The organism is Pseudomonas sp. Leaf129 (assembly GCF_001423465.1).
In the GTDB taxonomy this organism is placed as follows: domain Bacteria; phylum Pseudomonadota; class Gammaproteobacteria; order Pseudomonadales; family Pseudomonadaceae; genus Aquipseudomonas; species Aquipseudomonas coleopterorum.
On record NZ_LMOC01000008.1, the window covers coordinates 290182 to 313008 of the forward strand.

Below are 22827 nucleotides of genomic sequence, written 5' to 3' on the forward strand. Positions count from 1 at the left end.
AAAGCGCCCCGAAAGGCGCTTTTCGTTCACAGCACGGCCATGCTTACTGGGCCGAAGGGGCTTCGCCCGATTCCTGCATGCGTTGCAGTTCCTGCGCGTAGAGCATGTCGAAGTTCACCGGAGCGAGCATCAGCGCCGGGAACGAACCGCGGGTTACCAGGCTGTCCAGGGTCTCACGGGCATACGGGAACAGGATGTTGGGGCAGAAAGCACCCAGGGTGTGGCTCATCGAGCCTTCGTCCAGACCCTTGATCAGGAAGATACCGGCCTGTTGCACTTCGGCGATGAACGCCACTTCTTCGCCGTTCTTGACCGTGACCGACAGGGTCAGCACGACTTCGTGGAAGTCACCTTCCAGGCCTTTCTGGCGGGTGTTCAGGTCCAGGGAAACGCTGGGCTCCCACTGCTGGCGGAAGATCGCCGGGCTTTTCGGGGCTTCGAACGACAGGTCACGCACGTAGATGCGCTGCAGCGAGAACTGCGGTTCGTTTTCGGCGGCAGCGCCATTGTTCGCTTGATCGGTCATCGCTGATCCTTGTGATCTTCAGAGGTGTGGGGGTAAAGGGGACCGAATCAGGCCCCCAGCAACGCGTCCAGTTTGCCGGCGCGCTCGAGGGCGAACAGGTCGTCGCAGCCGCCGACGTGCAAGTCGCCGATCCAGATCTGTGGCACCGAGGTGCGGCCGGCCTTGGCGGCCATTTCGCGGCGCAGCTCGGACTTGCCGTCGACCTTGATCTCGGTGAACTTCGCTTTCTTGCTTTCCAGCAGGTACTTGGCGCGCGAGCAGTAGGGGCAATAGTCACTGGAGTAGACGACGATCGGCTTCATGTCACTTCACCACGGGCAGGTTGTCGGCGCGCCAGCTCGATACGCCACCGGCCAGCTTGGCGGCGGTGTGGCCGGCCTTGACCAGCTCGGCACAGGCAGTACCGGCGTGCTGGCCGATGGCGTCGACCACGATCAGGGTCTTGCCCTTGTACTTTTCCAGCTCGCCGACGCGGCTGGCCAGCTTGTCCTGAGGAATGCTCAAGGCACCGACGATGTGGCCGGCGGCGTATTCCTTCTTGTTGCGGATGTCCACGACCACGCCCTGCTCGCTGTTGACCAGCGCAGTCAGCTCGCGGGGGCTGAGGCTTTTGGCACCCTTGCTCATTTCCAGCATGATCAGCATGACCAGCAGGACCACGAACGCGGTCACGAGCAGATAGTGATTTGTGGCGAATTCAATCAGGTGAGCAACCATCAGCGGGTTCCAGGGCGTTAAAATGTCGGCCAGTATACACAGCCGCCAAGTCCGGCCAAAGCCCGCCGGACGGAACCGCTCGGCCTCATTGCGGGTCTGTGCTTGTTGTTCTTGCGTCCGCGATGAAATAAACCGCCATGATTCGTCACACAGCCCCGCAATGCCCTAAAATGCCGGGCTTCTCCTGAATGCTCTTCTGACATAGCGAGTGGGATCCATGACAACCACGCCCAAACCCCTGGTCCTGATCATCCTCGATGGTTTCGGTCACAGCGAAAACCACGAGTACAACGCGGTCTATTCGGCGCGCAAGCCGGTGCTCGATGCACTCACGGCAAGCCAGCCCAACGGCTTGATCTCGGGCTCGGGCATGGATGTCGGCCTGCCCGACGGGCAGATGGGCAACTCGGAAGTCGGCCACATGAACCTGGGCGCCGGGCGTGTGGTGTATCAGGACTTCACTCGCGTGACCAAGGCCATCCGCGATGGCGAGTTCTTCACCAACCCCACCATCTGCGCGGCCGTGGACAAGGCCGTCGCAGCCGGCAAGACGGTGCACTTCATGGGTCTGCTGTCCGACGGTGGCGTGCACAGCCATCAGGACCACCTGGTCGCCATGGCCGAGCTGGCCGCCGGTCGCGGCGCGCAGAAGCTCTACCTGCATGCTTTCCTCGACGGCCGCGACACACCGCCCAAGAGCGCGCAGGCCTCGCTGGAACTGATGGACGCGACCTTCGCCCGTCTCGGCCACGGCCGCACCGCCAGCCTGATCGGGCGTTACTTCGCCATGGACCGCGACAACCGTTGGGATCGCGTCAGCGCCGCGTACAACCTGATCGTCGACGGCACCTCGGAATTCCATGCCGCCACTGCCGTGCAGGGTTTGCAGGCCGCCTACGAGCGTGGCGAGAGCGACGAATTCGTCAAGGCCACCACGGTAGGCGAGCCCGTCCGTGTCGAAGACGGCGACGCCGTGATCTTCATGAACTTCCGCGCCGACCGCGCGCGCGAGCTCAGCCGCGTATTCGTCGAAGACGATTTCAACGATTTCCCGCGCGCACGCCAGCCCAAGCTGGCCGGCTATGTCGGCCTGACCCAATACTCGGCGAAGATCCCGGCACCGGCGGCATTTGCCGCTACCGGCCTGAACAACGTGCTGGGCGAGTACCTGGCGAAGAACGGCAAGACCCAGCTGCGCATCGCCGAAACCGAAAAGTACGCCCACGTGACGTTCTTCTTTTCCGGCGGTCGCGAAGAAGAGTTCCCTGGCGAAGAACGCATTCTGGTGCCTTCGCCGAAGGTTGCAACCTACGACCTGCAGCCGGAAATGAGCGCGCCGGAAGTGACCGACCGCATCGTCGAAGCCATCGAGCAGCAGCGCTATGACGTCATCGTGGTCAACTATGCGAACGGCGACATGGTTGGCCACAGCGGCATCATGGCCGCCGCGATCCAGGCGGTAGAGTGCCTGGACACCTGCGTAGGCCGTATCACCGCCGCACTCGACAAGGTCGGTGGCGAAGCGTTGATCACCGCCGACCACGGCAACTGCGAGCAGATGGAAGACGTCTGCACCGGTCAGGCACATACCGCGCACACTACCGAGCCGGTGCCTTTCATCTATGTCGGCAAGCGCGACGTCAAGGTTCGCGAAGGCGGCGTGCTGGCCGACGTGGCGCCGACCATGCTCTGGTTGATGGGCCTGCCCAAGCCCGAAGAAATGACCGGCACCTCGATCCTGGTACAAGGCTGACCCATGCTCCGCGCCCTGACGTTCCTGACCCTGACCTGCCTGCTCGGCCCGGCCTTCGCCGACGAGCGCGCGCAAACCCAGCAGCAGATCGATGCCACCCGCAAGGACATCGCCGAGCTGCAGAAAACCCTTGGCACGCTGCAGGCAGAAAGATCCGGGGTGCAGAAAGAGCTGCGCACGACCGAAACCGAGATGGGCAAGCTGGAAAAGCAGGTGGAGGCCCTGCAGAAAGAACTAAAAAAGACTGAGGGCGAGCTGGAGCGTCTCGATGGCGAGAAAGCCAAGCTCCAGGCCGCCCGGGTCGAACAGCAACGCCTCATTGCCATCCAGGCCCGCGCGGCCTATCAGAGCGGGCGCCAGGAATACCTCAAGCTTCTGCTCAACCAGCAGAACCCGGAGAAGTTCGCCCGCACCCTGACCTATTACGACTACCTGAGCCAGGCCCGCCTGGAACAGTTGAAACGCTTCAACCAGACCCTGCAGAAGCTGGCCGGTGTGGAAAAGGACATCAATCTGCAGCAGGCGCAGCTGTTGGTGCAGCAAGGCAACCTAGACAGCCAGCGCGAAGACCTCGACAAGGTGCGCAAGGAGCGCCAGGTCGCCCTGGCCAAGCTCAACGACCAGTACAAGCAAGGCGATCAGAAGCTGCAGGCCCGCCAGCAGGATCAGGAAGACCTGGCCAAGGTGCTCAAGACCATCGAGGAAACCCTGGCCCGCCAGGCACGCGAGGCCGAGGAAGCGCGGCAGAAGGCCCTGCTCGCCGCTCAGGAGGCCGAACAGCGTCGCCAGCGTGAAGCGGCTGCAGCCGCAGCCCGAGAAGCCCCAACACCCGCGCCCCAGGCGCCTCGTGCGCCAACGGGCCCCATGGTGTCGAGCAGCGGCGAGAGCTTCGGCGGTGCATTTGCCTCGGCGCGGGGAAAACTTCCATGGCCTGTCGATGGTCGACTGTTGGCACGCTTCGGGGAAACCCGCGGTGACGACGTTCGTACCAAATGGGATGGGGTGATGATCAGTGCATCGGCCGGCAGCCAGGTGCATGCGGTGCACGGTGGCCGCGTGGTCTTCGCCGACTGGTTGCGTGGCGCCGGGCTTCTGGTCATTCTCGACCATGGCAATGGCTATCTCAGCCTGTACGGTCACAACCAGACCCTGCTCAAATCGGCCGGCGACGTGGTCAAGGCCGGTGATGCCATCGCCACCGTAGGAACCAGCGGCGGGCAGAGCACGCCAGCGCTGTATTTTGCAATACGCCAGCAAGGCAAACCGACCGACCCTTCGCAGTGGTGTCGCGGTTGACTGGCGCAGTCGTTCAAAAGCAGCCCTCAAAGGCGCGAACCCGTATCAGGAGTCTGTTAGACATGCCGCATCTGTCCCGCCTTACCTCGCTGGCCCTGACGATCGCCGTGGCCACCGCCGCCCCTGCGGTGGTCGCCGCCGATCTGTCCCCCCAGCCCGCCCGGGCGGCGAGCGCGGCACCAGCCGCCGCGCCTTTGCCATTGGACGAGCTGCGGACCTTCGCCGAGGTGATGGACCGCATCAAGGCGGCCTATGTCGAGCCCGTGGATGACAAGACCCTGCTGGAGAACGCCATCAAGGGCATGCTCAGCAACCTGGATCCCCACTCGGCCTACCTGGGCCCCGAGGACTTCCAGGAGCTGCAGGAAAGCACCAGCGGCGAGTTCGGCGGCCTGGGTATCGAAGTGGGCAGCGACAACGGCATGATCAAGGTGGTCTCGCCCATCGACGATACGCCAGCCTCCAAGGCCGGCATCGAGGCGGGCGACCTGATCGTCAAGATCAACAACCAGCCGACCCAGGGCCTGAGCATGACCGAGGCCGTCGACCTGATGCGCGGCAAGCTCGGCGAGAAGATCACCCTGACCCTGGTGCGCGACGGTGGCACGCCCTTCGACGTGACGCTTGCGCGCGCCACCATCCAGGTCAAGAGCGTCAAGGCGCAATTGCTGGAAAACGGCTATGGCTACCTGCGCATCACCCAGTTCCAGGTGAAAACCGGCGAAGAAGTCGGCAAGGCCCTGGCGAAGCTGCGCAAGGACAACAACGGCAAGCTCAAGGGGCTGATCCTCGACCTGCGTAACAACCCAGGCGGCGTGCTGCAAAGCGCGGTGGAAGTGGCCGACCACTTCCTGACCAAGGGCCTGATCGTGTACACCAAAGGCCGTATCGCCAACTCGGAACTGCGCTTCTCCGCCGACCCGGCAGACGCCAGCGAGCGCGTGCCTCTGGTCGTGCTGATCAACGGCGGCAGCGCCTCGGCGGCGGAAATCGTTGCCGGTGCGTTGCAGGACCAGAAGCGCGGCATCCTCATGGGCACCGACAGCTTCGGCAAGGGCTCGGTGCAGACCGTGCTGCCGCTGAACAACGACCGCGCCCTGAAGATCACCACGGCGTTGTACTACACGCCCAATGGTCGCTCGATCCAGGCCCAGGGCATCGTCCCGGACGTCGAGGTGCGCCAGGGCAAGGTGACCCGCGACGCCGATACCGAAAGCTTCAAGGAAGCCGACCTGCAGGGTCACCTCGGCAACGGCAACGGTGGCGCCGACCGGCCTTCGGGCAAGACAGCGATCGGCGCCCGCAAGGCGCGGCCGCAGGACGACGACTTCCAGATCAGCCAGGCGCTCAGCCTGCTCAAGGGCCTGAGCGTGACGCGCGGCAACTGACATGCGCCATGTTCTGTTGCTGGCCATGTTGCTGCTGACGGCCGGACCGGCCTTCGCCGGTCCGGCCTACCTGAGCCTGATCATCGACGACCTTGGCCAGTCACCTGCCCGAGACAGTCGCACCCTGGCCCTGCCCGGTCCGGTGACCCTGGCGATCATGCCCGATACCCCGCATGCGGCCGATTTCGCCCGTCAGGCGCACAAGGCCGGCAAGACCGTGATAGTGCACATGCCAATGGACCCGGCGACCGGCCCGTTCGCCTGGCGTCCCGACATGCCTGCCAGTGAATTGCTCGGCCGCCTGCAGGCTGCATTGCGGGCCGTGCCCTATGCCGCCGGCCTGAACAACCATGAAGGCAGCCGCATGACGTCGCAGCCCGAGGCCATGGCCCTGCTGATGAACGAATTGCAGCAACACGGCATGTTCTTCGTCGACAGCCGTACCAGCGCAGCCACCGTGGCCGCCGCCAAGGCCCAGAGCATTGGCCTGGCCAGCCTGTCGCGGGACGTCTTCCTGGACGACACGCGCACCGTCGAGGCCATCGCTGGCCAGCTCGAGAAAGCCATTGCCTTGGCGCACAAGCAAGGCACGGTGGTGATCATCGGCCACCCTTATCCACAGACCCTGGAAGTGCTGGAGCGCGAACTACCGCGCTTGAAGGCCAAGGGAGTGGAGTGGGTACCGGTCCGGCAGATGATCGGCGAGCGCGGCAACCGCGCGACGGCCGCTCACGGCAAGGGTGGGATCTACCACTGATCCACGCTTGCCGAGTGTCATAGATACTTGGCGAAGACCCGGTCGACCACGCCTTCGCGACGCATGTCATCGAGCGCTCGCTGCAGGCGCTCGACCACCTCCGGCGGCGTCTCCTTGTTCAGCGCCAGAAACAGCTCGGCGCTGTTGAAACGCAGCACCGTCTTGAGCCCATTGATCCCTTCCAGACGAGCCAGGTATCGACCCGCCGGGTCACCCGTGGCCCACAGGTCGATCTGCCCGTCGAGCAGCTTGCGCGCGTTGTCCTGGTCGCGCAGCGCGAGGATCGGACGCATGTCCCGCTCGGCCAGACTTTGCGCGATGGCATCGCCCTTGTAGGCGCCGATCCGATACGGCCGGGCCTGGTCGAGATTCTCCAGGGTGATCGGGCTGTCCCCCCGGGCCAGCATGATCCAGTCATCCGGCCCCAGAGGACCGACCCACTTGAAGGCCTGTTCGCGCTCGGGCAGACGGGCGGTGACGAACACCCCATAACCGGGATTGTTCAGGGCCAGCTTGTAGATACGGTCCCAGGGAAAGCGCAGGGTCATACTGTAGGGAATCCCGGCACGCCGATACATTTCCTGCACCAACTCGGTCGCGATCCCGCGAATGTTGTCTTCCTGAGCGAAGTTCTTGTCGTTGCTGGCCATGTTGTAGGGCGGAAAATTCTCGGTCAGCAACACCATCGAATAACCCGCCGGAACTTCGGCGCGCACGGCACTGCCACTGAACAGCGCAGCACAGAAGGCGAAGGCGAGAAAGGTGCGGTCGAGCATTACGAGGTCTCTGCAGCAATGACAATGGCCAGAGTGCCGGGCGCATCGACCGCTGTAAAGCGCTGCAACGATTACGCGACAATGTGTCTACAACGCGCTGTGCAGCAGGTTTTCCAGAGCGGCCAGGTCCGGCACCCGGGCTACGGTTTCGCCGACCTGCACGGCGGCCATTTCCAGCGGCTTGAGCGGCACGTCCACGTAGCTCAACTGACTGTCGACCCGGCACGAGCGAGGCACGTGCTGGATCAACACGGCGATGAAACGCATCGAGGTTTCGCCCAAGGCGTTGAGCACGACGATGCGTGCGCGCTCGCCGATCACCGCCTCGCCGCCACTGGCGGCCTCGAAGCTGACCAGCGGCAGGCGCAGGTTGCGCCACTCGATCATCCCCAGGTGCCAACGCGGGGCTCCCAGCACCGGCTCGCCGGGCAGGTAGTCAATCAGCTCGGCCACCGCCACGTTGGGCAGCAGCAGATTGCGGTCGGCAAGGGGCAGCATCAGCGCGGTGAGGCTGTCGCGACGACCGATCGCCCGGTCAAGCATGGGAGTCACCCCAGCGTTCGATGCATTCGAGCAACTGATTCTCCTGATAGGGCTTGCCCAGGTATTCGTTGACGCCAATGGCCATCGCCCGCTCACGATGCTTCTGCCCGGTGCGTGACGTAATCATAATGATGGGCAGATCCTTGAGCGTAGGATGCTGGCGAACCCGGCGCGCCACTTCGAAACCGTCCATGCGCGGCATCTCGATGTCCAGCAGGAGAATGTCGGGGCTGTACTCCTGCAGCAGCGCCATGGCATCGACCCCATCCTTGGCCGTCAGCACCTGCATGCCGTGGCGCTCCAGCAGGCGGCTGGTGACCTTGCGCACGGTCACCGAGTCGTCCACCACCAGTACCTGCAAGCGCCGCACCTGCGCGCCGTGCTGGTAGCCGGTACGGGGCACGTGCACCCCCTGGCGGGCCCGCAGCTGCGCCAGCAGATCGAGAATCAGGACCACGCTGCCATCGCCGAGAATGGTCGCCCCACCCAGGCCTGGTACCGCTGCGAACTGAGTGCCCAGGCTCTTCACCACGATTTCGCGGGAGCCGGCCAGGGCATCGACCTGTACCGCCACCTGCTGATCGAAGGCGCGCACCAGCAGTACCGGCAAAGGCTGGCTTTGCGCGGTCAGCGAGGGCACGGCAAGCCCATGCAGCAAGGTACCCAGGTAGCGCAGGTCGTAGACCCGCCCGGCGTAGCCGTAGCGCGGTGGAGCGGATTGGTAGGCGTCGTGCAACTCGCCGGGCAAGACCCGCACGATGCCCTCGATGCTGTTCAGCGGGATCGCGTACTGTTCCTCACCGCACTGCACCATCAAGGCACGATTGACCGACACAGTGAACGGCAGGCGAATCTGGAACCGTGCGCCCTGCCCTGGCCGCGAGTCGATACTCATGGCGCCGCCCAACTGCTTGACCTCTTCATGGACCACGTCCATGCCCAGGCCCCGGCCGGAAATCTGTGTGACCTTGGTGGCCGTGGAGAAACCGGGTTGCAGGATGAACTGCAGCACGTCGTGATCGCTGAGCTCGCTGTGCGGATCCAGCAAGCCGCGCTTGATCGCCTTGGCCCGCACCGCAGCCAGGGGCACCCCGGCACCGTCATCACTCATTTCGATGACGATGTCGCCGCCCTGGTGCAGCAAGGCCAGGCGAATGTGCCCCACAGCGGGCTTGCCGGCCGCCATTCGCATCTCGACCGGCTCCAGGCCATGGTCGACGGCGTTGCGCAGCATGTGTTCGAGCGGCGCGATCATGCGCTCCAGCACACTGCGGTCCATCTCGCCCTGGGCCTCGCTGACTTCGAACTCGACCTCCTTGCCCAATTCCTCGGCGACCTGCCGCACCACCCGCTGCAAGCGCGGCACCAGGCGCTCGAACGGCACCATGCGCGTTCGCATCAGGCCCTCCTGCAACTGGCTGTCGACCCGCGCCTGCTGCTGCAGCAAGGTCTGCGCCTCCAGGTTGCGTCCGGCCAGGGTTTCCTTGAGGTCGAGCAGGTCCGACGCGGATTCGAACAAGGCACGTGACAGCTGCTGCAACTGCGAATGACGATCCATTTCCAACGGGTCGAAATCTTCGTAACCCTGGCCCTCCACCTGCTGGCGGCTGAGGATGCGGCTTTGGGTTTCGGTGTCCAGACGGCGCAACTGGTCGCGCATGCGTTCGATGGTGGTTTCCATTTCCTGCAACGCCACCTGAGCGTCATTGACCTGCTGTTCGATGCGCCCGCGAAAGATGGATGTCTCGCCAGCCAGGTTGCCCAACTCGTCGAGCAGCTCGGCGCCGACCTTGATCACATCGACCGGACCACGCTCCGCCGCCACCGGTTCGGCAGCCGCAGGCTTGGGCAGGTTGGCAGGCGCTGGCTCACTGCCCGTAGCGAACTCGGCGATCGCGGCAATCAGCTTCCCGGCCGCCGGCAAGGGTTGCCCGGAGCGAACCGCATCGAGCATCTGCGCCAGACGGTCGTGACCTTTGTGCAGCAAGCCGAACAACTGCGTCGAGGCCTGCAGCTGGCCTTGAGAGATGCGTTCGTAGACCGATTCCAGTTCATGGGCCAGATCGCCCAGCGGACCGATCTCCACCATCCGCGCCCCGCCCTTGAGTGTGTGCAGGTCGCGCAGCAGGTTTTCCGCTTCGAGGTGGTTGGCGGGCTCGGCCTGCCAGCGCAGAAGCGCAGCGCCGGCGCTTTCGACGATGTCCAGGCCTTCTTCGATGAAGATACTCAACAACTCGCCGTCGTCGTCGGCGTCCTCGGCCTCGCTGTCAGCGTCCGACTCGCTCAGCCAGCGCCGCTGGGTCTGTTCAATCGATTCTTCGTCGCCAGCGTTGGCAACCCCGCTGCCAAGCCGGGCGAGATCGATCATCGCCCCACCGTCGCGCGGCACTACGCCCATGGCGTGCGGATCCAGAGACCCCTGCAGCAACGTGCGCAGGGCGCGCACAGGGATGGGCTGCGCCTTGACCTCCTGGCCTGCGGCCAACTGGTCGAGCATGCCGATCATGGCTTCCTGGGCCTGCTCGGCTTCCTGGAAAAAGCCGGGGCTAACGCTCAGGCTGCTTTCTTCGACCGCACCGTAGAGGTCGAGCAAGGCCTCGCACAGCTCGTCGAGCGCTTGCACATCGGTCAATTGCGCCTGTTCGCCCAACAGCGTCAGTTGGTCGAGCAGAATCGGCAATTCCTGGCGGCTGTCCGGGTGCTGCTGCCAGCGCTGCAGCAGACGCTCGGCATCCAGGAGGATATCCATGCCCTCGTCCAGCAGCCGCTCGATCAGCTGCGGCGCCTGGACCTGCCGGGCATCACCTTGCGCCTGCACGCCCTGCAGACGCTCGGCGGTGCGTTCCTGCACACGCTGGATCAACTCGACAGCGCCAGGGATGGCTGTCAATGGCTGCGTGGGCAACTGCAGGAGCTTCTGCCGCATCAGATAGTGGGCGTCGCCCAGCAGGCTCAACTCCCGGGCCTGGAACGGTAGCCGGTGGGCACGCAGCTCGCGGGCCATGACGTCGAACGCGGTGGCCAACTCGGCCAACGGCGTGACACCAGCCACCAGCGCACTGCCCTTGAGCGTGTGCAAGGCCCGCTGCAACTCGTCAGTGATCGCTACATCGCTGCCCTGCTCGTCCAGCGCGAGAAACCGCTCGACACCGCTCAGGTGGCTCAGGGCTTCACTATGAAAGATCTCCAGCAGTTGCGTATCCAGCGGTTCGGGCTCCAGGCCCCGCTCGGCCGCTGGCGTGCCGAGAGGCTCGGCTTGCGGCGCCGTCATTGCCAACGCCGCCTCAGCTACTTCCAACACAGCCTCATGGGCCAGTTGCGGTGTCTCGCTGGTGCGCTGCAGATAGTCCTCGACGGCTGTCAGGCCGGTCACGACCCGTTCCCAGGAAGCCTGCGGGCCGGCCAGCAGGCTGTCTTGAACGGCCTGGTTGCACGCTTGCAGCACGGCAGCCGCCCGGGGCAGTGCCAGCATGACCAAGGCGCCGCGCAACTGCGTCAGCAGCGGGGCCAGTGTCCGCAGGCGTGGCAGATCCCATTGCCCGTCAGTGGAGTCAATCAGGACGTCCCTGGCCTCCTGCAGCCCGAAGCGGGTTTCGCGCATCACCACCTGGCGAATCTGCATCAGGTCGGTGCTGGACGCCTGCGGCTCGTCGCGGCCGGGCGCATCGCTGGGGCCGGCCATGCCGGCCAGTGTGGACTCGACATAGAGCAGGGCTCCGGCGACGTCCATCAACACCGCATCGTTGGGTTCGCGCGTGCCCTGCACCAGACCCTGAATGACTGCCAACTGATCGATGATCACCTTGCGCGGCTGACCGAAACCCAGCACCGCCAAGGCGTCGGCAATCTGCCGCAACGGTGCCATCAGGGCGTTCAGTTCCTGGGTGTACTCGCGCCCGCCGCGCACGAACAGGTCCAGCTGCGACTTGACCTTGAGCAACTCCTCGCACAAGGCCGGGAGTACGTATTCGTGCCGTTCAGCCATGATCACTCCGGGTTCGCATCGGGGCTGGGCGCAGGCAGGGTGAAGCCGGACACCGAACGGCGCATCTCGCTGGCCATCTGCGCCAGGTTGCCGATGCTTTCAGCCGTGGCACTGGAGCCTGAGGACGTCTGCTCGGTGATCTGCTGGATCACCGACATGGTGTGCGAGATCTGCCCTGCCGAGCTAGTCTGCTGCTGGGCCGCGCTGGAAATGATCTGGATCAGCTCGGCCAGATCCTGGGATACGCCTTCGATCTCTTCCAGGGCAATGCCAGCATCGTGGGCCAGGCGCGCACCGCGCACCACCTCGAAGGTGGTCTGTTCCATGGAAGTGACCGCCTCATTGGTGTCGGCCTGGATCGCCCGCACCAGCGTCTCGATCTGCCGGGTCGCGGAGGACGAGCGCTCGGCCAGGCGCTGCACTTCATCCGCCACCACGGCAAAACCACGACCGGCCTCGCCCGCCATGGAAGCCTGGATCGCCGCGTTCAGGGCGAGAATGCTGGTCTGGTCGGCAATGTCGTCGATCAGGCTGACGATATGGCCGATCTCCTGGGACGATTCACCCAGCCGTTTGATGCGCTTGGCCGTGTCCTGAATCTGCTCGCGAATGTTGTCCATGCCCTGGATGGTGTTGTTCACCACCTCGCTGCCCTTGTTGGCGATGGTCACCGAACGATCGGCGACCTTGGCCGATTCCCAGGCGTTGGTCGACACCCGGTCGATCGACTGGGCCATGTCGCTGATCGCCACCGACGCATCGCTGATCTGCTGCGCCTGATGCCCCGACGCACGTGCCAGTTGGTGGGCAGTGGCCTGGGTGTCCTGGACGGCAGTCGCCACTTCTTCGGCGGTCAGGTTGATGGTGGCGACCAAGTCGCGCAGCTGGTCGATGGAGTGATTGATCGAGTCGGCAATGGCACCGGTGAATTCTTCGGTCACCGAGGCGGTCACGGTCAGGTCGCCATCGGCCAACCCGCCGATCTCGTCGAGCAGGCGCATGATCGCGGCCTGGTTGCGCTCGCTTTTCTCGGCCGTTTGACGCAGTTGCCGCTTGGTTTCACGCACCATCACCAGCGCGATCAGAATGATCGAAGCCAGCGCCAACAGGCCGAGGATATAGCCTCCGACCGTGCCGGCAGAACGGCCGTTGGCCAGATTCTCGAAGCCGCTGGCCAGGCGCGAGGCTTCTTCGAGCAGGGTCTGCGACTGGTTGAAGATGTTGCTGGCCGAAGCCCGCACCTGAAACAGTTCGGGCGAGGTTTCCAGGATCTCGTCGACACTGCCCGAGACGAACTGGAACAGCTCGGCGATCTCGCGCAAGCGGGCACGCGCTTCCGGGTCCTGCACCTGGGTCACCCGGATCAGCGCATTGCCGTCGAGCATGCCGCCCAGCACTTGACCGAAGCGGTTGGCGTCGCGACCAAAGCTCTCCGCTGCCTGGGCCGCGCTTTCATCGCCGGACAGCACCGTATTGACGGCGCCCAGAATGCGCTCGGCCAGCAGCGACTGACGTTGCGCCACGGCCACCTGGCTGGCAGGCGCTGCCCCGCGCAGCAGGGTGTCGACGACCTTGTCGTATTCGACCTGCAGCTGCGGCACCGTTTCGGCCAGGGTCGCGGCCACCTGGTGCAGCGACAACACGGTCTGTTCGCTGGCCAGGATGGCATCGGCATTCTGTCGCAACTCGTCCCAGTCACGCTGCACCAGGCGCATCTGCTCACGCATCGCCGCGGGGGCTGCAGGCAGCCCGGTGGCGCTGTCGCCTTCCTTGAGAAAGCCCCAGCGCCGCTCGAAATCGTTGCGCGCATCCGCCAGCAGCTTGAACGCTGCGGTCTTGCCGGCGGCGGCCTCGGTGGCGTTCTTGGCGATGCGCTGAGACAACACGCGCAACTCGCCAGCATGGCCGATGTACTGCTTGTCGTAGGTGGACTGGGTGTTGAGGTAGGTGAAGTTGGCGAACAACAACACGATGAAGATCACCAGGGCCACGAACAGACCGATGATCTGCGCACCGGCTCGGGAGCCCAGCAGGGAATTGCCTGGCCAGCGCTTGATCATCGCGCGGGCCTGCGCATGAAGAACTCGGTGCAAAAGATGGAGATACGCATAGGCATGGTCAGAGTGCTACATCCAGAAAAACGCGGGCTTGTACCAGGCGGTCCGGGCTGAACACGCACCAGCGGTGTTCACGCACGAAGTGCCCTTGCAGGAACGGCACGGCCGCAGGGAGTGCCGTGTCAGGCACTGAAGGCTCGTGGCTGGCCGAACCGAAGTGCTGCAGGCCGGCCACTTCGTCCACCAGAAGACCGACGAAGATGTCCGCGCGGTCCACCACTAATACTCGATGCTGTTTGCGCTGCGGCGACAGGGCATGGCCAAAGAAGCCGCCCAGGTCGATGACCGGCAGCAGGCGCCCACGCAGATTCGACACACCCACGACCCAAGGCCTGACGCCCGGCAAGCGGGTGCTGCGTGGTTCGGGCAGCACTTCGGCGACCTCGCCCATCGGCGCGACGTACCAGTGCCCGGCCAGGCGAAAGCCAATGCCGCTCCACGTCTGCAGACGCAGTTCCTGAGAAGGCAATTCGGCGGCCAGCAAACGGCAGCGCTGGTCGATATCCAGCAGCAGGTCGAATGCGGTGCGTGACTCCAGCATCGGCGCGGGTCAACCGGCCAGTACGGTGTTCAACGTCTGGATCAGGGTCTCCTCATCCACCGGCTTGGTCAGGTAGCCCTTGGCGCCCTGGCGGGTGCCCCAGACCTTATCGGTTTCCTGATCCTTGGTAGTGATCATGATCACCGGAATGCCCACGGTTTCTTCATCCTTATGCAACTGGCGTGTCGCCTGGAAGCCGTTCAGGCCCGGCATGACGATGTCCATCAGGACCGCGTCGGGCTTTTCCTGCCGGGCCAGGGCCACGCCATCGGCACCGTTCTGAGCCTTGAGCACTTCATGACCGTGCTTTTCCAGCATGCCGGTGAGTTTGTAGGTTTCCGTCTGCGAATCATCGACGATCAGGATTCGAGCCATGCTGTTCCCCATGCGGTGAAGACCCTGGCACGCGCCAGGGCCGGACATCGTTCGCTACGCGGCGAAACCCGGCACATGGGCACGGATCGCGGCGAGCAGTTCTTGCTTGCTGAAAGGCTTGGTCAGAAATTGATCCGAGCCTGCGGTGCGGCCGCAGGCCTTGTCGAACAGGCCATCACGCGACGACAACATCACGACCGGAATCGCACTGAAGTCACTGTTGCTCTTGAGCAGCGTGCAGGTCTGGTAGCCATCCAGGCGCGGCATCATGACATCGATGAAGATGATATCGGGACGCTCGTCGACGATCTTGGCCAAGGCGTCGAAACCATCGAGGGCCGTGATCACCTGGCAGCCTGCCTGTTCGAGCAACAGCTCGGCGGTGCGACGAATCGTCTTGGAGTCGTCGATCACCATGATCTTGAAGGCGTCAGGCGTTTTCATGGAGGCTCTGGTGTGCGATTTTTCCGATGGGCCCATTCGCGGGCAGACGGCTCGCGAAAGGGCCATCCGGCCAATAGAGATGCCCGAGCCTTTTTAGCACACTCTCCCACGGCGTTCCATGGCCGCTGCCCCTTGACCTGCGGGCCACGCGGCGCCACCCTGACGCCACTTTCCAAGACCCATTCGCAAGCGGCACGTCCCGCGTACAGGAGCTACCCCATGAGCGTTCGCCTCGGCATTGTCATGGACCCGATCGCCAACATCTCCTACAAGAAGGACAGCTCGCTGGCCATGCTGCTGGCCGCACAGGCGCGTGGTTGGTCGCTGTTCCACATGGAAATCCAGGACCTGTATCAAGGCCAGGGCCAGGCCCGCGCCCGGATGCGTCCGCTCAAGGTCTTCGCCGATCCGCAGCACTGGTTCGAGTTCGAGTCGGAATTCGACGCACCGCTGGCCGATCTCGACGTCATCCTGATGCGCAAGGACCCACCCTTCGATCTCGAATTCGTCTACAGCACCTACCTGCTCGAACAAGCCGAAGCCGCTGGCGTGCTGGTGGTGAACAAGCCGCAGAGCCTGCGCGACTGCAATGAGAAGATGTTCGCCACGCTGTTCCCGCAACTGACTCCGCCCACGCTGGTCAGCCGCCGCGCCGACATCCTGCGCGAGTTCGCTGCCGAGCATGGCGACGTCATCCTCAAGCCGCTGGACGGCATGGGCGGCACCTCGATCTTCCGCCATCGGGTGGGCGATCCGAACCTGTCGGTGATCCTCGAAACCCTGACGGCCATGGGCACCCAGCAGATCATGGCGCAGCGCTACCTGCCGGCGATCAAGGACGGCGACAAGCGCATCCTGATGATCGACGGCGAGCCGGTGCCCTACTGCCTGGCGCGCATTCCGGCCAGCGGTGAAACCCGCGGCAACCTGGCCGCCGGTGGTCGCGGCGAAGCTCGCCCGCTGAGCGACAAGGACCGCTGGATCGCCGAACAGGTCGGCCCGTCGCTGCGCGCCAGGGGCCTGCTGTTCGTCGGCCTGGACGTGATCGGTGAGCACCTGACCGAAATCAACGTCACCAGCCCCACCTGCATTCGCGAAATCGACGCGGCTTTCGGCACCGATATAGGTGGCCAATTGATGGAAGCCATCGATCGCAAGCTCAAGGCACGCTGACCCTACGTCCCTGCTACGGGTTATGATGCACGCCCTTTCAGTTGCCGGGCACGCATCGTCGCCCGGGTTGCATGCCTGCCGGATTCTTCATGACGCTGCCCGCCGACCTCCCTGCTGAACTGACCCGCATCGGTGCTCGCCCTGCGGATCGGCTGGGTTTTACCCTGTTTCTTGCGGCATTGCTGCACGTCGCCCTGATCGCCGGGGTGGGCTTCGGCATCCAGCCACCGACTCAGATCAGCAAGACGCTGGAAGTGACCCTGGCACCGCTCAAGAGCCAGACCGCGCCCAAGGATGCGGACTTTCTGGCCCAGGACAACCAGCAGGGCAGCGGCACCCTGGACAAGAAGGCGGTGCCCAAGACCACCGAAGTGGCGCCCTTCCAGGACGACAAGATCAACAAGGTGACGCCACCGCCCGCGCCCAAGCCGGTCACCCAGCCCGAGCCTGCGCCGGTCAAGAAGGCCATCGCCACCACGGCGCCCAAACCTGTGAAGACCGAGGCGCGACCGCCGCCGGTCAAGCCCGAGCCCAAGCCCAAGGCCGCCACCCCCGAATTCGACAGCTCGCAGCTGTCCAGCGAGATCGCCAGCCTGGAAGCCGAGCTGTCCCACGAACAGCAGGCCTATGCCAAGCGCCCGCGCATCCACCGCTTGAGTGCGGCCTCGACCATGCGCGACAAGGGCGCCTGGTACAAGGACGACTGGCGCAAGAAGGTCGAACGTATCGGCAACCTCAATTACCCCGACGAAGCGCGGCGCCAGCAGATCTACGGCAGCCTGCGCCTGATGGTCTCGATCAACAGCGACGGGTCGCTCTACGAGGTGCTGGTGCTGGAGTCGTCCGGCCAGCCGCTGCTCGACCAGGCCGCTCAGCGCATCGTACGCCTGGCTGCGCCGTTCGCACCGTTTACCGGCGATCTGGCCGACGTCGATCGCCTGGAGATCATCCGTACCTGGCGCTTCGCCAAGGGCGACCGTCTGCAAAGCAACTGAAGCGGATGAAACTGTGCCCCCACGCTTGTCAGGCCGACGAGGCAACGCCACACTACAAAGTATGAAAAACCTCGAAACCAGCTACCTCAGGAACCAGTTCCTGATCGCCATGCCACACATGGCGGACCCCAATTTCGCCCATACCTTGACCTACATCGTCGAGCACACGCCCAATGGCGCGATGGGCCTGGTGGTGAATCGCCTGCAGGACCTGAACCTGGCGGATATACTCGAGCAACTGCGACCGGAAACCGAACCCGCAGCCTCCTGCCAACAGGTGCCGATCCATAATGGCGGACCGGTGCAGACCGACCGCGGTTTCGTCCTGCACCCCAGCGGCCCGGTGTTCCAGGCCACGGTGGACTTGGGCGAGGTTTCGCTGTCCACTTCCCAGGACATCCTGTTCGCCATCGCCGACGGCGAAGGCCCCACGCAAAGCCTGATCACCCTGGGTTACGCGGGCTGGGAAGCCGGCCAGCTGGAGGCCGAGCTGGCCGACAACGCCTGGCTGACCTGTCCGTTCGACCCCGATATCCTGTTCAACACCGACAGCGAACAGCGCCTTGGCGCCGCCGCAGCACGCCTGGGCATCAATCTCAGCCTGCTCACCAGCCAGGCGGGACACGCCTGATGGCCGCCCCCAGACTGCTGCTCGGCGTCGACTACGGCACCAAGCAGATCGGCTTCGCGGTGGGCCAGGTCATCACCGGCCAGGCGCGCGAACTGTGCACCCTGAAGGCCCAGAACGGGGTGCCTGACTGGACTCGTGTCGAAGCGCTGATCAAGGAGTGGCAGCCGGACGCCATCGTCGTCGGCCTGCCGTTGAACATGGACGGCAGCCCCAGCGAAATGAGCGAGCGCGCGGAAAAGTTCGCTCGCCGCCTGAACGGCCGCTTCAATATCCCGGTGCACACCCACGACGAACGCCTGACCACCTTCGAAGCCAAGGGCGAACGCATGGCCCGCGGTGGCCAGCGTGGCAGCTACCGCGACAACCCGGTCGATGCCATCGCCGCCAAGCTGCTGTTGCAGGGCTGGCTGGAGGCCAACGCGCTGGGTGACAACGCCTGAAGATGACAGCCGCCGCACCCCGCCCCCCTGTAGCAGCGGTGCAAGCCGCGTCCGGCCTCGACGCATTTTTCCAGATACACCGCACGACCGCCGACGCGGCTCGCGCCGCTGCTACAGGTGCGGTGCAAGCCGCGCCACGTTGCACCCCTCTCTTCGGACGATCTCAACCACAGGAGCACACATGAGCCTTCCCAACCCGGCCGAGCTGATCGGCGCGATGGCTGTCGACCTCAAGGCCCATCTGGCCAGGCGCTCCATTGCCGAGCCACGCTACATCGGCATTCACAGCGGCGGTGTCTGGGTCGCTCAAGCGTTGCTGCAGGCCATGGACAGCGAAGCACCGCTGGGCACCCTGGACGTATCGTTCTACCGCGACGACTTCAGCCAGAACGGTCTGCACCCGCAAGTGCGCCCCTCGGCCCTGCCCTTCGAGATCGAGGGCCAGCATCTGGTGCTGATCGATGACGTGCTGATGAGCGGCCGCACCGTCCGCGCAGCTCTCAACGAGCTGTTCGACTACGGCCGCCCCGCCAGCGTGACCCTGGTCTGCCTGCTCGACCTGGACGCTGGCGAACTGCCGATTCGTCCCGACATCGTCGGCGCCACCCTGTCACTGGCCGCCCATGAGCGGGTAAAATTGCTCGGCCCGTCCCCGCTCGCCCTCGAGCGCCAGGACCTCGCTTCCGCCTCCAGCCTTTAAGAGCCCCCGCCATGACGCCTATCGACGCCAAGCGCCCGCTGCAGCTCAATGACCAGGGCCAGCTACGCCATTTTCTTTCCCTCGACGGCTTGTCCCGCGAACTGCTGACCGAAGTGCTCGACACGGCCGACTCGTTTCTGGAAGTCGGCGCGCGTGCGGTCAAGAAAGTCCCGCTGCTGCGCGGCAAGACCGTGTGCAACGTGTTCTTCGAGAACTCCACGCGCACCCGCACCACCTTCGAACTGGCCGCCCAGCGCCTGTCCGCCGACGTGATTACCCTGAACGTGTCGACCTCCTCGACCAGCAAGGGTGAAACCCTGTTCGACACCCTGCGCAATCTCGAAGCGATGGCCGCCGACATGTTCGTCGTGCGCCATGCCGACTCCGGAGCCGCGCATTTCATCGCCGAGCACGTCAGCCCGGAAGTGGCCATCATCAACGGTGGCGACGGCCGCCACGCCCACCCGACCCAGGGCATGCTCGACATGCTCACGATTCGTCGGCACAAGGGCGGCTTCGAGAACCTGTCGGTGGCGATCGTTGGCGACATCCTGCATTCGCGCGTGGCCCGCTCGAACATGATCGCACTCAAGACCCTGGGCTGCCGGGACATCCGCGTGATCGGGCCGAAGACGCTGCTGCCCGTGGGCGTCGAGCAATATGGCGTCAAGGTGTTCACCGACCTGGAACAGGGCCTCAAGGACGTCGACGTGGTGATCATGCTGCGCCTGCAGCGTGAACGCATGAGCGGCGGCCTGCTGCCCAGCGAAGGCGAGTTCTATCGGCTCTACGGCTTGACCACCGCACGCCTGGCTGGCGCCAAGCCCGATGCCATCGTCATGCACCCCGGACCGATCAACCGCGGCGTCGAGATCGAATCGGCCGTCGCCGACGGCCCCCATTCGGTGATTCTCAACCAGGTCACCTACGGCATCGCGGTCCGCATGGCGGTGCTGTCGATGGCCATGAGCGGGCAGACAGCCCAGCGTCAATTCGAGCAGGAGAACGCCCAGTGAGCCTCAGTATTCTTGGCGCCCGGGTGATCGACCCGGCCAGCGGCCTGGACCAGATCAGTGACCTGCACATCAGCCAGGGCCGGATCGTGGCGATCGGCGACGCACCCGCCGATTTCACCGCCAGCCAGCGCGTGGACGCCACTGGCCTGGTCGCCGCCCCCGGCCTGGTCGACCTCAGCGTGTCGCTGCGCGAGCCCGGCTACAGCCGCAAGGGCACCATCGCCAGTGAAACCCGTGCCGCCGCGGCCGGTGGCGTCACCAGCCTGTGCTGCCCGCCGCTGACCAAACCGATTCTGGATACCTCGGCGGTGGCCGAACTGATCCTGGATCGCGCCCGCGAAGCCGGCCATGCCAAGGTGTTCCCGATCGGCGCCTTGAGCAAGGGTCTGGAAGGGGAGCAACTGGCCGAGCTGATTGCCCTGCGCGATGCCGGCTGCATCGCCTTTGGCAACGGCCTGAACAGCTTCGGCAACAATCGCACGCTGTGCCGCGCGCTGGAATATGCCGCCACCTTCGACCTGACGGTGATCTTCCATTCTCAGGACCGTGATCTGTCTGCGGGCGGGCTCGCCCACGACGGGCCAACCGCTGCCTTTCTGGGCTTGGCGGGCATTCCCGCCACCGCAGAAACCGTCGCCCTGGCGCGCGACCTGCTGCTGGTCGAGCAGAGCGGCGTGCGCGCGCACTTCAGCCAGTTGACCACCGCCCGCGGCGTGGAGCTGATCGAACAGGCGCAGGCGCGCGGGCTGCCGGTCACGGCTGACGTGGCGCTGTACCAGTTGATTCTGACCGACGAAGCGTTGACCGGATTTTCCAGCCTGTACCACGTGCAACCGCCACTGCGATCCGTAGCGGATCGGGAAGGCCTGCGCGCGGCGGTGAAGAAGGGCGTGGTGCAGGCGATTGCCAGCCACCACCAGCCGCACGATCGCGACGCCAAGCTGGCGCCATTCGGTGCGACCGAGCCAGGCATCAGCAGTGTGGAACTGTTGTTGCCCTTGGCTCTGACGTTGGTGCAGGACGGCCTGCTCGACCTGCCGACCCTGCTGGCGCGCCTGGGTCAAGGCCCGGCCGACGCCATGCGGCTACCGGCAGGGCGCCTGCAAGTGGGCGCGGCGGCGGATCTGGTGCTGTTCGATGAAAACGTCTCGACGGTGGCCGGCGAGCGCTGGCTGTCCAAGGGCGCCAACTGTCCGTTCCTCGGTCACACCTTGCCGGGTGCCGTGCGTTACACCCTGGTGGACGGGCATATCAGCTTCAGTCACTGATACCGCAGCGCACCCTTCGCGGGCAGAGGGCTCAGCCCGCGAAGAGGCCACAAGCCTTAACCCATCCCCTACCGACGCTGCGCATTCTTCATCGACACCTGATCATTCAGGGTCCAGAAGTCATACAGCACACCCACCAGAAACAATCCCCCGGTCAGCAGGTAGATCACACCCGTGATCCACTTGCCCTGGTACATGCGGTGCACACCGAACAAACCGAGGAACGTCAGCAACACCCACGCCACGTTGTAGTTGGTATCGCCGCTGTGAAAGCGCATGTCGGCCTGCCGGTCCATGGCCGGGATCAGGAACAGATCGATGATCCAGCCGATACCGAACAGGCCTAGGGTGAAGAACCAGATCGTTCCGGTGACCGGCTTGCCGTAATAGAAGCGATGAGCGCCGGTGAAGCCCAAAATCCACAGCAGATAGCCCATGATCTTGCTGTGGGTATCATGGATCCGATAGGTGTTCATTCTCGATGCAAGTCCTCTGATATAAAAATTTTCTAAACAAATTTGTGACTTTTTTGTCCCGTCCCGACGTATGGCATTTCTGTGACCGACATCGGCTGAACCCTTGCAGCACCTGACTTGCGTGCCGCACAACAGACAATTCTGCGCCGAAATGGTGCCATTTGCGACCTTCGAGCCTCGACCAGCGGATTAAAAACCCTACAAAAAGCTGTTATAAAGTCGCGCGCCTACCCATATGAGCCCTGCCGAATGCGTCCATTTTTCAAGACATGGCTGACCATCTGCCTATTATTGCCCCTGGCCGCCCACGCCACCAATCGTGAGCAACGACTTCCCGCTGGCTTCAATGGCTACACCGCCAAGCCGGCTTCCGAACAATCGCAACGTGCGCCACGCATCGTCGTGACCCGCCCCGCCGGTAACAACCAGGCCCTGGCCAAGGTCACCACCGTCAAGGTTGGCACCTCGGCCTCCAGGCAGAGCAGCGATGTACTCAGCCGCGCCGTCAACGTGCTCGGCACGCCCTATCGCTGGGGCGGCAGCAGCCCGAGCAAGGGTTTCGACTGCAGCGGTCTGGTCAAGTATGCCTTCAACGATGTGAAGGCCGTCGACTTGCCACGCACGTCCAACGCCATGGCCGCTGGCCACGGCATCAAGGTCGAGCGCAAGGACCTGAAGCCGGGTGACCTGGTGTTCTTCAACATCAAGAGCCGCAAGGTCAACCACGTTGCCATCTACCTGGGCAACGACCGCTTCATCCACGCCCCGCGCCGCGGCAAGGCCGTGACCATCGACACCTTGAAGAAGCCGTACTGGAACACCCACTACGCCGTCGCCAAGCGCGTCCTGCCCAAGGAACCTGCGCTGCGCATCGTGCAACGCTGATCCCCATCGACTGCGGCGCGCCCTT

Annotated in this window: 22 protein-coding genes and 1 pseudogene; 12 read left to right on the forward strand and 11 right to left on the reverse strand. The window is 64.4% G+C overall.

Annotated features, from left to right (window positions below; all coding sequences use genetic code 11):
- Positions 1 to 43: 43 nt before the first annotated feature.
- From secB to ASF66_RS15350, 3 genes are read right to left on the reverse strand one after another with little or no spacing between them, the layout of a single operon-like run.
- Positions 44 to 526: a protein-export chaperone SecB gene (secB, locus tag ASF66_RS15340; RefSeq protein WP_049861717.1), complete on the reverse strand. Its 483-nt coding sequence runs from the start codon at positions 524 to 526 to the stop codon at positions 44 to 46.
- Between the two features lie 47 nt (positions 527 to 573).
- Positions 574 to 828: a glutaredoxin 3 gene (gene grxC / locus ASF66_RS15345; RefSeq protein ID WP_056844453.1), complete on the reverse strand. Its 255-nt coding sequence runs from the start codon at positions 826 to 828 to the stop codon at positions 574 to 576.
- A gap of 1 nt (position 829) precedes the next feature.
- Entirely contained in the window at positions 830 to 1243 is a 414-nt protein-coding gene (locus tag ASF66_RS15350; RefSeq protein WP_056844454.1) for a rhodanese-like domain-containing protein, read from the reverse strand.
- 217 nt (positions 1244 to 1460) lie between these two features.
- On the opposite strand from ASF66_RS15350, the gene gpmI reads away from it, so the two are divergent.
- The 4 genes from gpmI (at position 1461) to ASF66_RS15370 (ending at position 6437) form a co-directional block, all read left to right on the forward strand.
- Complete coding sequence (gene gpmI / locus ASF66_RS15355; RefSeq protein WP_056844455.1) at positions 1461 to 2996, forward strand: 2,3-bisphosphoglycerate-independent phosphoglycerate mutase; 1536 nt, start codon at positions 1461 to 1463, stop codon at positions 2994 to 2996.
- A gap of 3 nt (positions 2997 to 2999) precedes the next feature.
- Positions 3000 to 4292 (forward strand): murein hydrolase activator EnvC family protein, encoded by a 1293-nt coding sequence (locus tag ASF66_RS15360; RefSeq protein WP_056844456.1) that lies wholly within the window; start codon positions 3000 to 3002, stop codon positions 4290 to 4292.
- A 62-nt stretch (positions 4293 to 4354) separates the two neighbouring features.
- Positions 4355 to 5680 carry a S41 family peptidase gene (locus ASF66_RS15365; protein ID WP_049861712.1) on the forward strand — a complete coding sequence of 442 codons (1326 nt, stop codon included), beginning with the start codon at positions 4355 to 4357 and terminating at the stop codon, positions 5678 to 5680.
- A 1-nt stretch (position 5681) separates the two neighbouring features.
- Positions 5682 to 6437 carry a divergent polysaccharide deacetylase family protein gene (locus ASF66_RS15370; RefSeq protein ID WP_082484686.1) on the forward strand — a complete coding sequence of 252 codons (756 nt, stop codon included), beginning with the start codon at positions 5682 to 5684 and terminating at the stop codon, positions 6435 to 6437.
- A 17-nt stretch (positions 6438 to 6454) separates the two neighbouring features.
- Here the strand turns inward: ASF66_RS15370 and ASF66_RS15375 are convergent, their stop codons facing one another.
- The 7 genes and pseudogenes from ASF66_RS15375 to ASF66_RS15405 all read right to left on the reverse strand — a co-directional run bounded on the left by ASF66_RS15375 (position 6455) and on the right by ASF66_RS15405 (position 15218).
- Positions 6455 to 7213 carry a substrate-binding periplasmic protein gene (locus ASF66_RS15375; protein ID WP_056844457.1) on the reverse strand — a complete coding sequence of 253 codons (759 nt, stop codon included), beginning with the start codon at positions 7211 to 7213 and terminating at the stop codon, positions 6455 to 6457.
- A gap of 87 nt (positions 7214 to 7300) precedes the next feature.
- On the reverse strand, positions 7301 to 7756 hold the full coding sequence (locus ASF66_RS15380) for a chemotaxis protein CheW (protein ID WP_056844458.1): 456 nt from the start codon (positions 7754 to 7756) through the stop codon (positions 7301 to 7303).
- A pseudogene (locus ASF66_RS15385) lies at positions 7749 to 11648 on the reverse strand (response regulator); the annotation flags it as partial. The gene ASF66_RS15380 and the pseudogene ASF66_RS15385, both read right to left, overlap by 8 nt.
- A gap of 95 nt (positions 11649 to 11743) precedes the next feature.
- Complete coding sequence (locus tag ASF66_RS15390) at positions 11744 to 13801, reverse strand: methyl-accepting chemotaxis protein (protein ID WP_049861708.1); 2058 nt, start codon at positions 13799 to 13801, stop codon at positions 11744 to 11746.
- 58 nt (positions 13802 to 13859) lie between these two features.
- Positions 13860 to 14399: a chemotaxis protein CheW gene (locus ASF66_RS15395; protein WP_056844460.1), complete on the reverse strand. Its 540-nt coding sequence runs from the start codon at positions 14397 to 14399 to the stop codon at positions 13860 to 13862.
- Positions 14400 to 14408: 9 nt separating this feature from the next.
- The gene (gene pilH, locus ASF66_RS15400) at positions 14409 to 14774 is read right to left on the reverse strand and encodes a twitching motility response regulator PilH (protein ID WP_049861745.1); all 366 of its coding nucleotides are present in this window, start codon (positions 14772 to 14774) and stop codon (positions 14409 to 14411) included.
- Between the two features lie 54 nt (positions 14775 to 14828).
- Complete coding sequence (locus ASF66_RS15405; RefSeq protein WP_049861706.1) at positions 14829 to 15218, reverse strand: response regulator transcription factor; 390 nt, start codon at positions 15216 to 15218, stop codon at positions 14829 to 14831.
- Positions 15219 to 15437: 219 nt separating this feature from the next.
- Between ASF66_RS15405 and gshB the strand changes: the two genes are divergently transcribed.
- The 7 genes from gshB to ASF66_RS15440 all read left to right on the forward strand — a co-directional run bounded on the left by gshB (position 15438) and on the right by ASF66_RS15440 (position 21441).
- Positions 15438 to 16391 carry a glutathione synthase gene (gene gshB / locus ASF66_RS15410; protein WP_049861705.1) on the forward strand — a complete coding sequence of 318 codons (954 nt, stop codon included), beginning with the start codon at positions 15438 to 15440 and terminating at the stop codon, positions 16389 to 16391.
- A gap of 89 nt (positions 16392 to 16480) precedes the next feature.
- Positions 16481 to 17386: an energy transducer TonB gene (locus ASF66_RS15415; RefSeq protein WP_049861704.1), complete on the forward strand. Its 906-nt coding sequence runs from the start codon at positions 16481 to 16483 to the stop codon at positions 17384 to 17386.
- A gap of 61 nt (positions 17387 to 17447) precedes the next feature.
- Positions 17448 to 18017 carry a YqgE/AlgH family protein gene (locus ASF66_RS15420; RefSeq protein ID WP_056844461.1) on the forward strand — a complete coding sequence of 190 codons (570 nt, stop codon included), beginning with the start codon at positions 17448 to 17450 and terminating at the stop codon, positions 18015 to 18017.
- Positions 18017 to 18457, forward strand: a complete 441-nt coding sequence (gene ruvX, locus ASF66_RS15425; RefSeq protein ID WP_049861702.1) for a Holliday junction resolvase RuvX — start codon at positions 18017 to 18019, stop codon at positions 18455 to 18457. The genes ASF66_RS15420 and ruvX overlap by 1 nt, the downstream gene beginning before the upstream one ends.
- Positions 18458 to 18638: 181 nt before the next feature.
- Positions 18639 to 19157, forward strand: coding sequence for a bifunctional pyr operon transcriptional regulator/uracil phosphoribosyltransferase PyrR (gene pyrR, locus ASF66_RS15430; RefSeq protein WP_049861700.1), 519 nt, complete (start codon positions 18639 to 18641; stop codon positions 19155 to 19157).
- 11 nt (positions 19158 to 19168) lie between these two features.
- Positions 19169 to 20173, forward strand: coding sequence for an aspartate carbamoyltransferase catalytic subunit (locus ASF66_RS15435; RefSeq protein WP_049861699.1), 1005 nt, complete (start codon positions 19169 to 19171; stop codon positions 20171 to 20173).
- The gene (locus tag ASF66_RS15440) at positions 20170 to 21441 is read left to right on the forward strand and encodes a dihydroorotase (RefSeq protein ID WP_056844462.1); all 1272 of its coding nucleotides are present in this window, start codon (positions 20170 to 20172) and stop codon (positions 21439 to 21441) included. The genes ASF66_RS15435 and ASF66_RS15440 overlap by 4 nt, the downstream gene beginning before the upstream one ends.
- Positions 21442 to 21509: 68 nt before the next feature.
- Here ASF66_RS15440 and ASF66_RS15445 read toward each other — a convergent pair whose 3' ends face one another.
- Positions 21510 to 21917 carry an NINE protein gene (locus ASF66_RS15445; protein WP_049861697.1) on the reverse strand — a complete coding sequence of 136 codons (408 nt, stop codon included), beginning with the start codon at positions 21915 to 21917 and terminating at the stop codon, positions 21510 to 21512.
- A gap of 249 nt (positions 21918 to 22166) precedes the next feature.
- On the opposite strand from ASF66_RS15445, the gene ASF66_RS15450 reads away from it, so the two are divergent.
- On the forward strand, positions 22167 to 22802 hold the full coding sequence (locus ASF66_RS15450) for a C40 family peptidase (protein WP_049861696.1): 636 nt from the start codon (positions 22167 to 22169) through the stop codon (positions 22800 to 22802).
- The last annotated feature ends 25 nt before the right edge of the window (positions 22803 to 22827 follow it).

Bases quoted from the DNA above. Each gene is read 5' to 3' on its own strand.
- ruvX (WP_049861702.1), top strand. From the start codon at position 18,017: ATGGCCGCCCCCAGACTGCTGCTCGGCGTCGACTACGGCACCAAGCAG.
- grxC (WP_056844453.1), bottom strand. From the start codon at position 828: ATGAAGCCGATCGTCGTCTACTCCAGTGACTATTGCCCCTACTGCTCG.
- pilH (WP_049861745.1), bottom strand. From the start codon at position 14,774: ATGGCTCGAATCCTGATCGTCGATGATTCGCAGACGGAAACCTACAAA.
- secB (WP_049861717.1), bottom strand. From the start codon at position 526: ATGACCGATCAAGCGAACAATGGCGCTGCCGCCGAAAACGAACCGCAG.
- ASF66_RS15445 (WP_049861697.1), bottom strand. From the start codon at position 21,917: ATGAACACCTATCGGATCCATGATACCCACAGCAAGATCATGGGCTAT.
- ASF66_RS15435 (WP_049861699.1), top strand. From the start codon at position 19,169: ATGACGCCTATCGACGCCAAGCGCCCGCTGCAGCTCAATGACCAGGGC.
- ASF66_RS15375 (WP_056844457.1), bottom strand. From the start codon at position 7,213: ATGCTCGACCGCACCTTTCTCGCCTTCGCCTTCTGTGCTGCGCTGTTC.
- gshB (WP_049861705.1), top strand. From the start codon at position 15,438: ATGAGCGTTCGCCTCGGCATTGTCATGGACCCGATCGCCAACATCTCC.
- ASF66_RS15395 (WP_056844460.1), bottom strand. From the start codon at position 14,399: ATGCTGGAGTCACGCACCGCATTCGACCTGCTGCTGGATATCGACCAG.
- ASF66_RS15350 (WP_056844454.1), bottom strand. From the start codon at position 1,243: ATGGTTGCTCACCTGATTGAATTCGCCACAAATCACTATCTGCTCGTG.
- ASF66_RS15365 (WP_049861712.1), top strand. From the start codon at position 4,355: ATGCCGCATCTGTCCCGCCTTACCTCGCTGGCCCTGACGATCGCCGTG.
- ASF66_RS15390 (WP_049861708.1), bottom strand. From the start codon at position 13,801: ATGATCAAGCGCTGGCCAGGCAATTCCCTGCTGGGCTCCCGAGCCGGT.
- ASF66_RS15415 (WP_049861704.1), top strand. From the start codon at position 16,481: ATGACGCTGCCCGCCGACCTCCCTGCTGAACTGACCCGCATCGGTGCT.
- ASF66_RS15360 (WP_056844456.1), top strand. From the start codon at position 3,000: ATGCTCCGCGCCCTGACGTTCCTGACCCTGACCTGCCTGCTCGGCCCG.
- ASF66_RS15370 (WP_082484686.1), top strand. From the start codon at position 5,682: ATGCGCCATGTTCTGTTGCTGGCCATGTTGCTGCTGACGGCCGGACCG.
- ASF66_RS15420 (WP_056844461.1), top strand. From the start codon at position 17,448: ATGAAAAACCTCGAAACCAGCTACCTCAGGAACCAGTTCCTGATCGCC.
- ASF66_RS15450 (WP_049861696.1), top strand. From the start codon at position 22,167: ATGCGTCCATTTTTCAAGACATGGCTGACCATCTGCCTATTATTGCCC.
- pyrR (WP_049861700.1), top strand. From the start codon at position 18,639: ATGAGCCTTCCCAACCCGGCCGAGCTGATCGGCGCGATGGCTGTCGAC.
- gpmI (WP_056844455.1), top strand. From the start codon at position 1,461: ATGACAACCACGCCCAAACCCCTGGTCCTGATCATCCTCGATGGTTTC.
- ASF66_RS15405 (WP_049861706.1), bottom strand. From the start codon at position 15,218: ATGAAAACGCCTGACGCCTTCAAGATCATGGTGATCGACGACTCCAAG.
- ASF66_RS15380 (WP_056844458.1), bottom strand. From the start codon at position 7,756: ATGCTTGACCGGGCGATCGGTCGTCGCGACAGCCTCACCGCGCTGATG.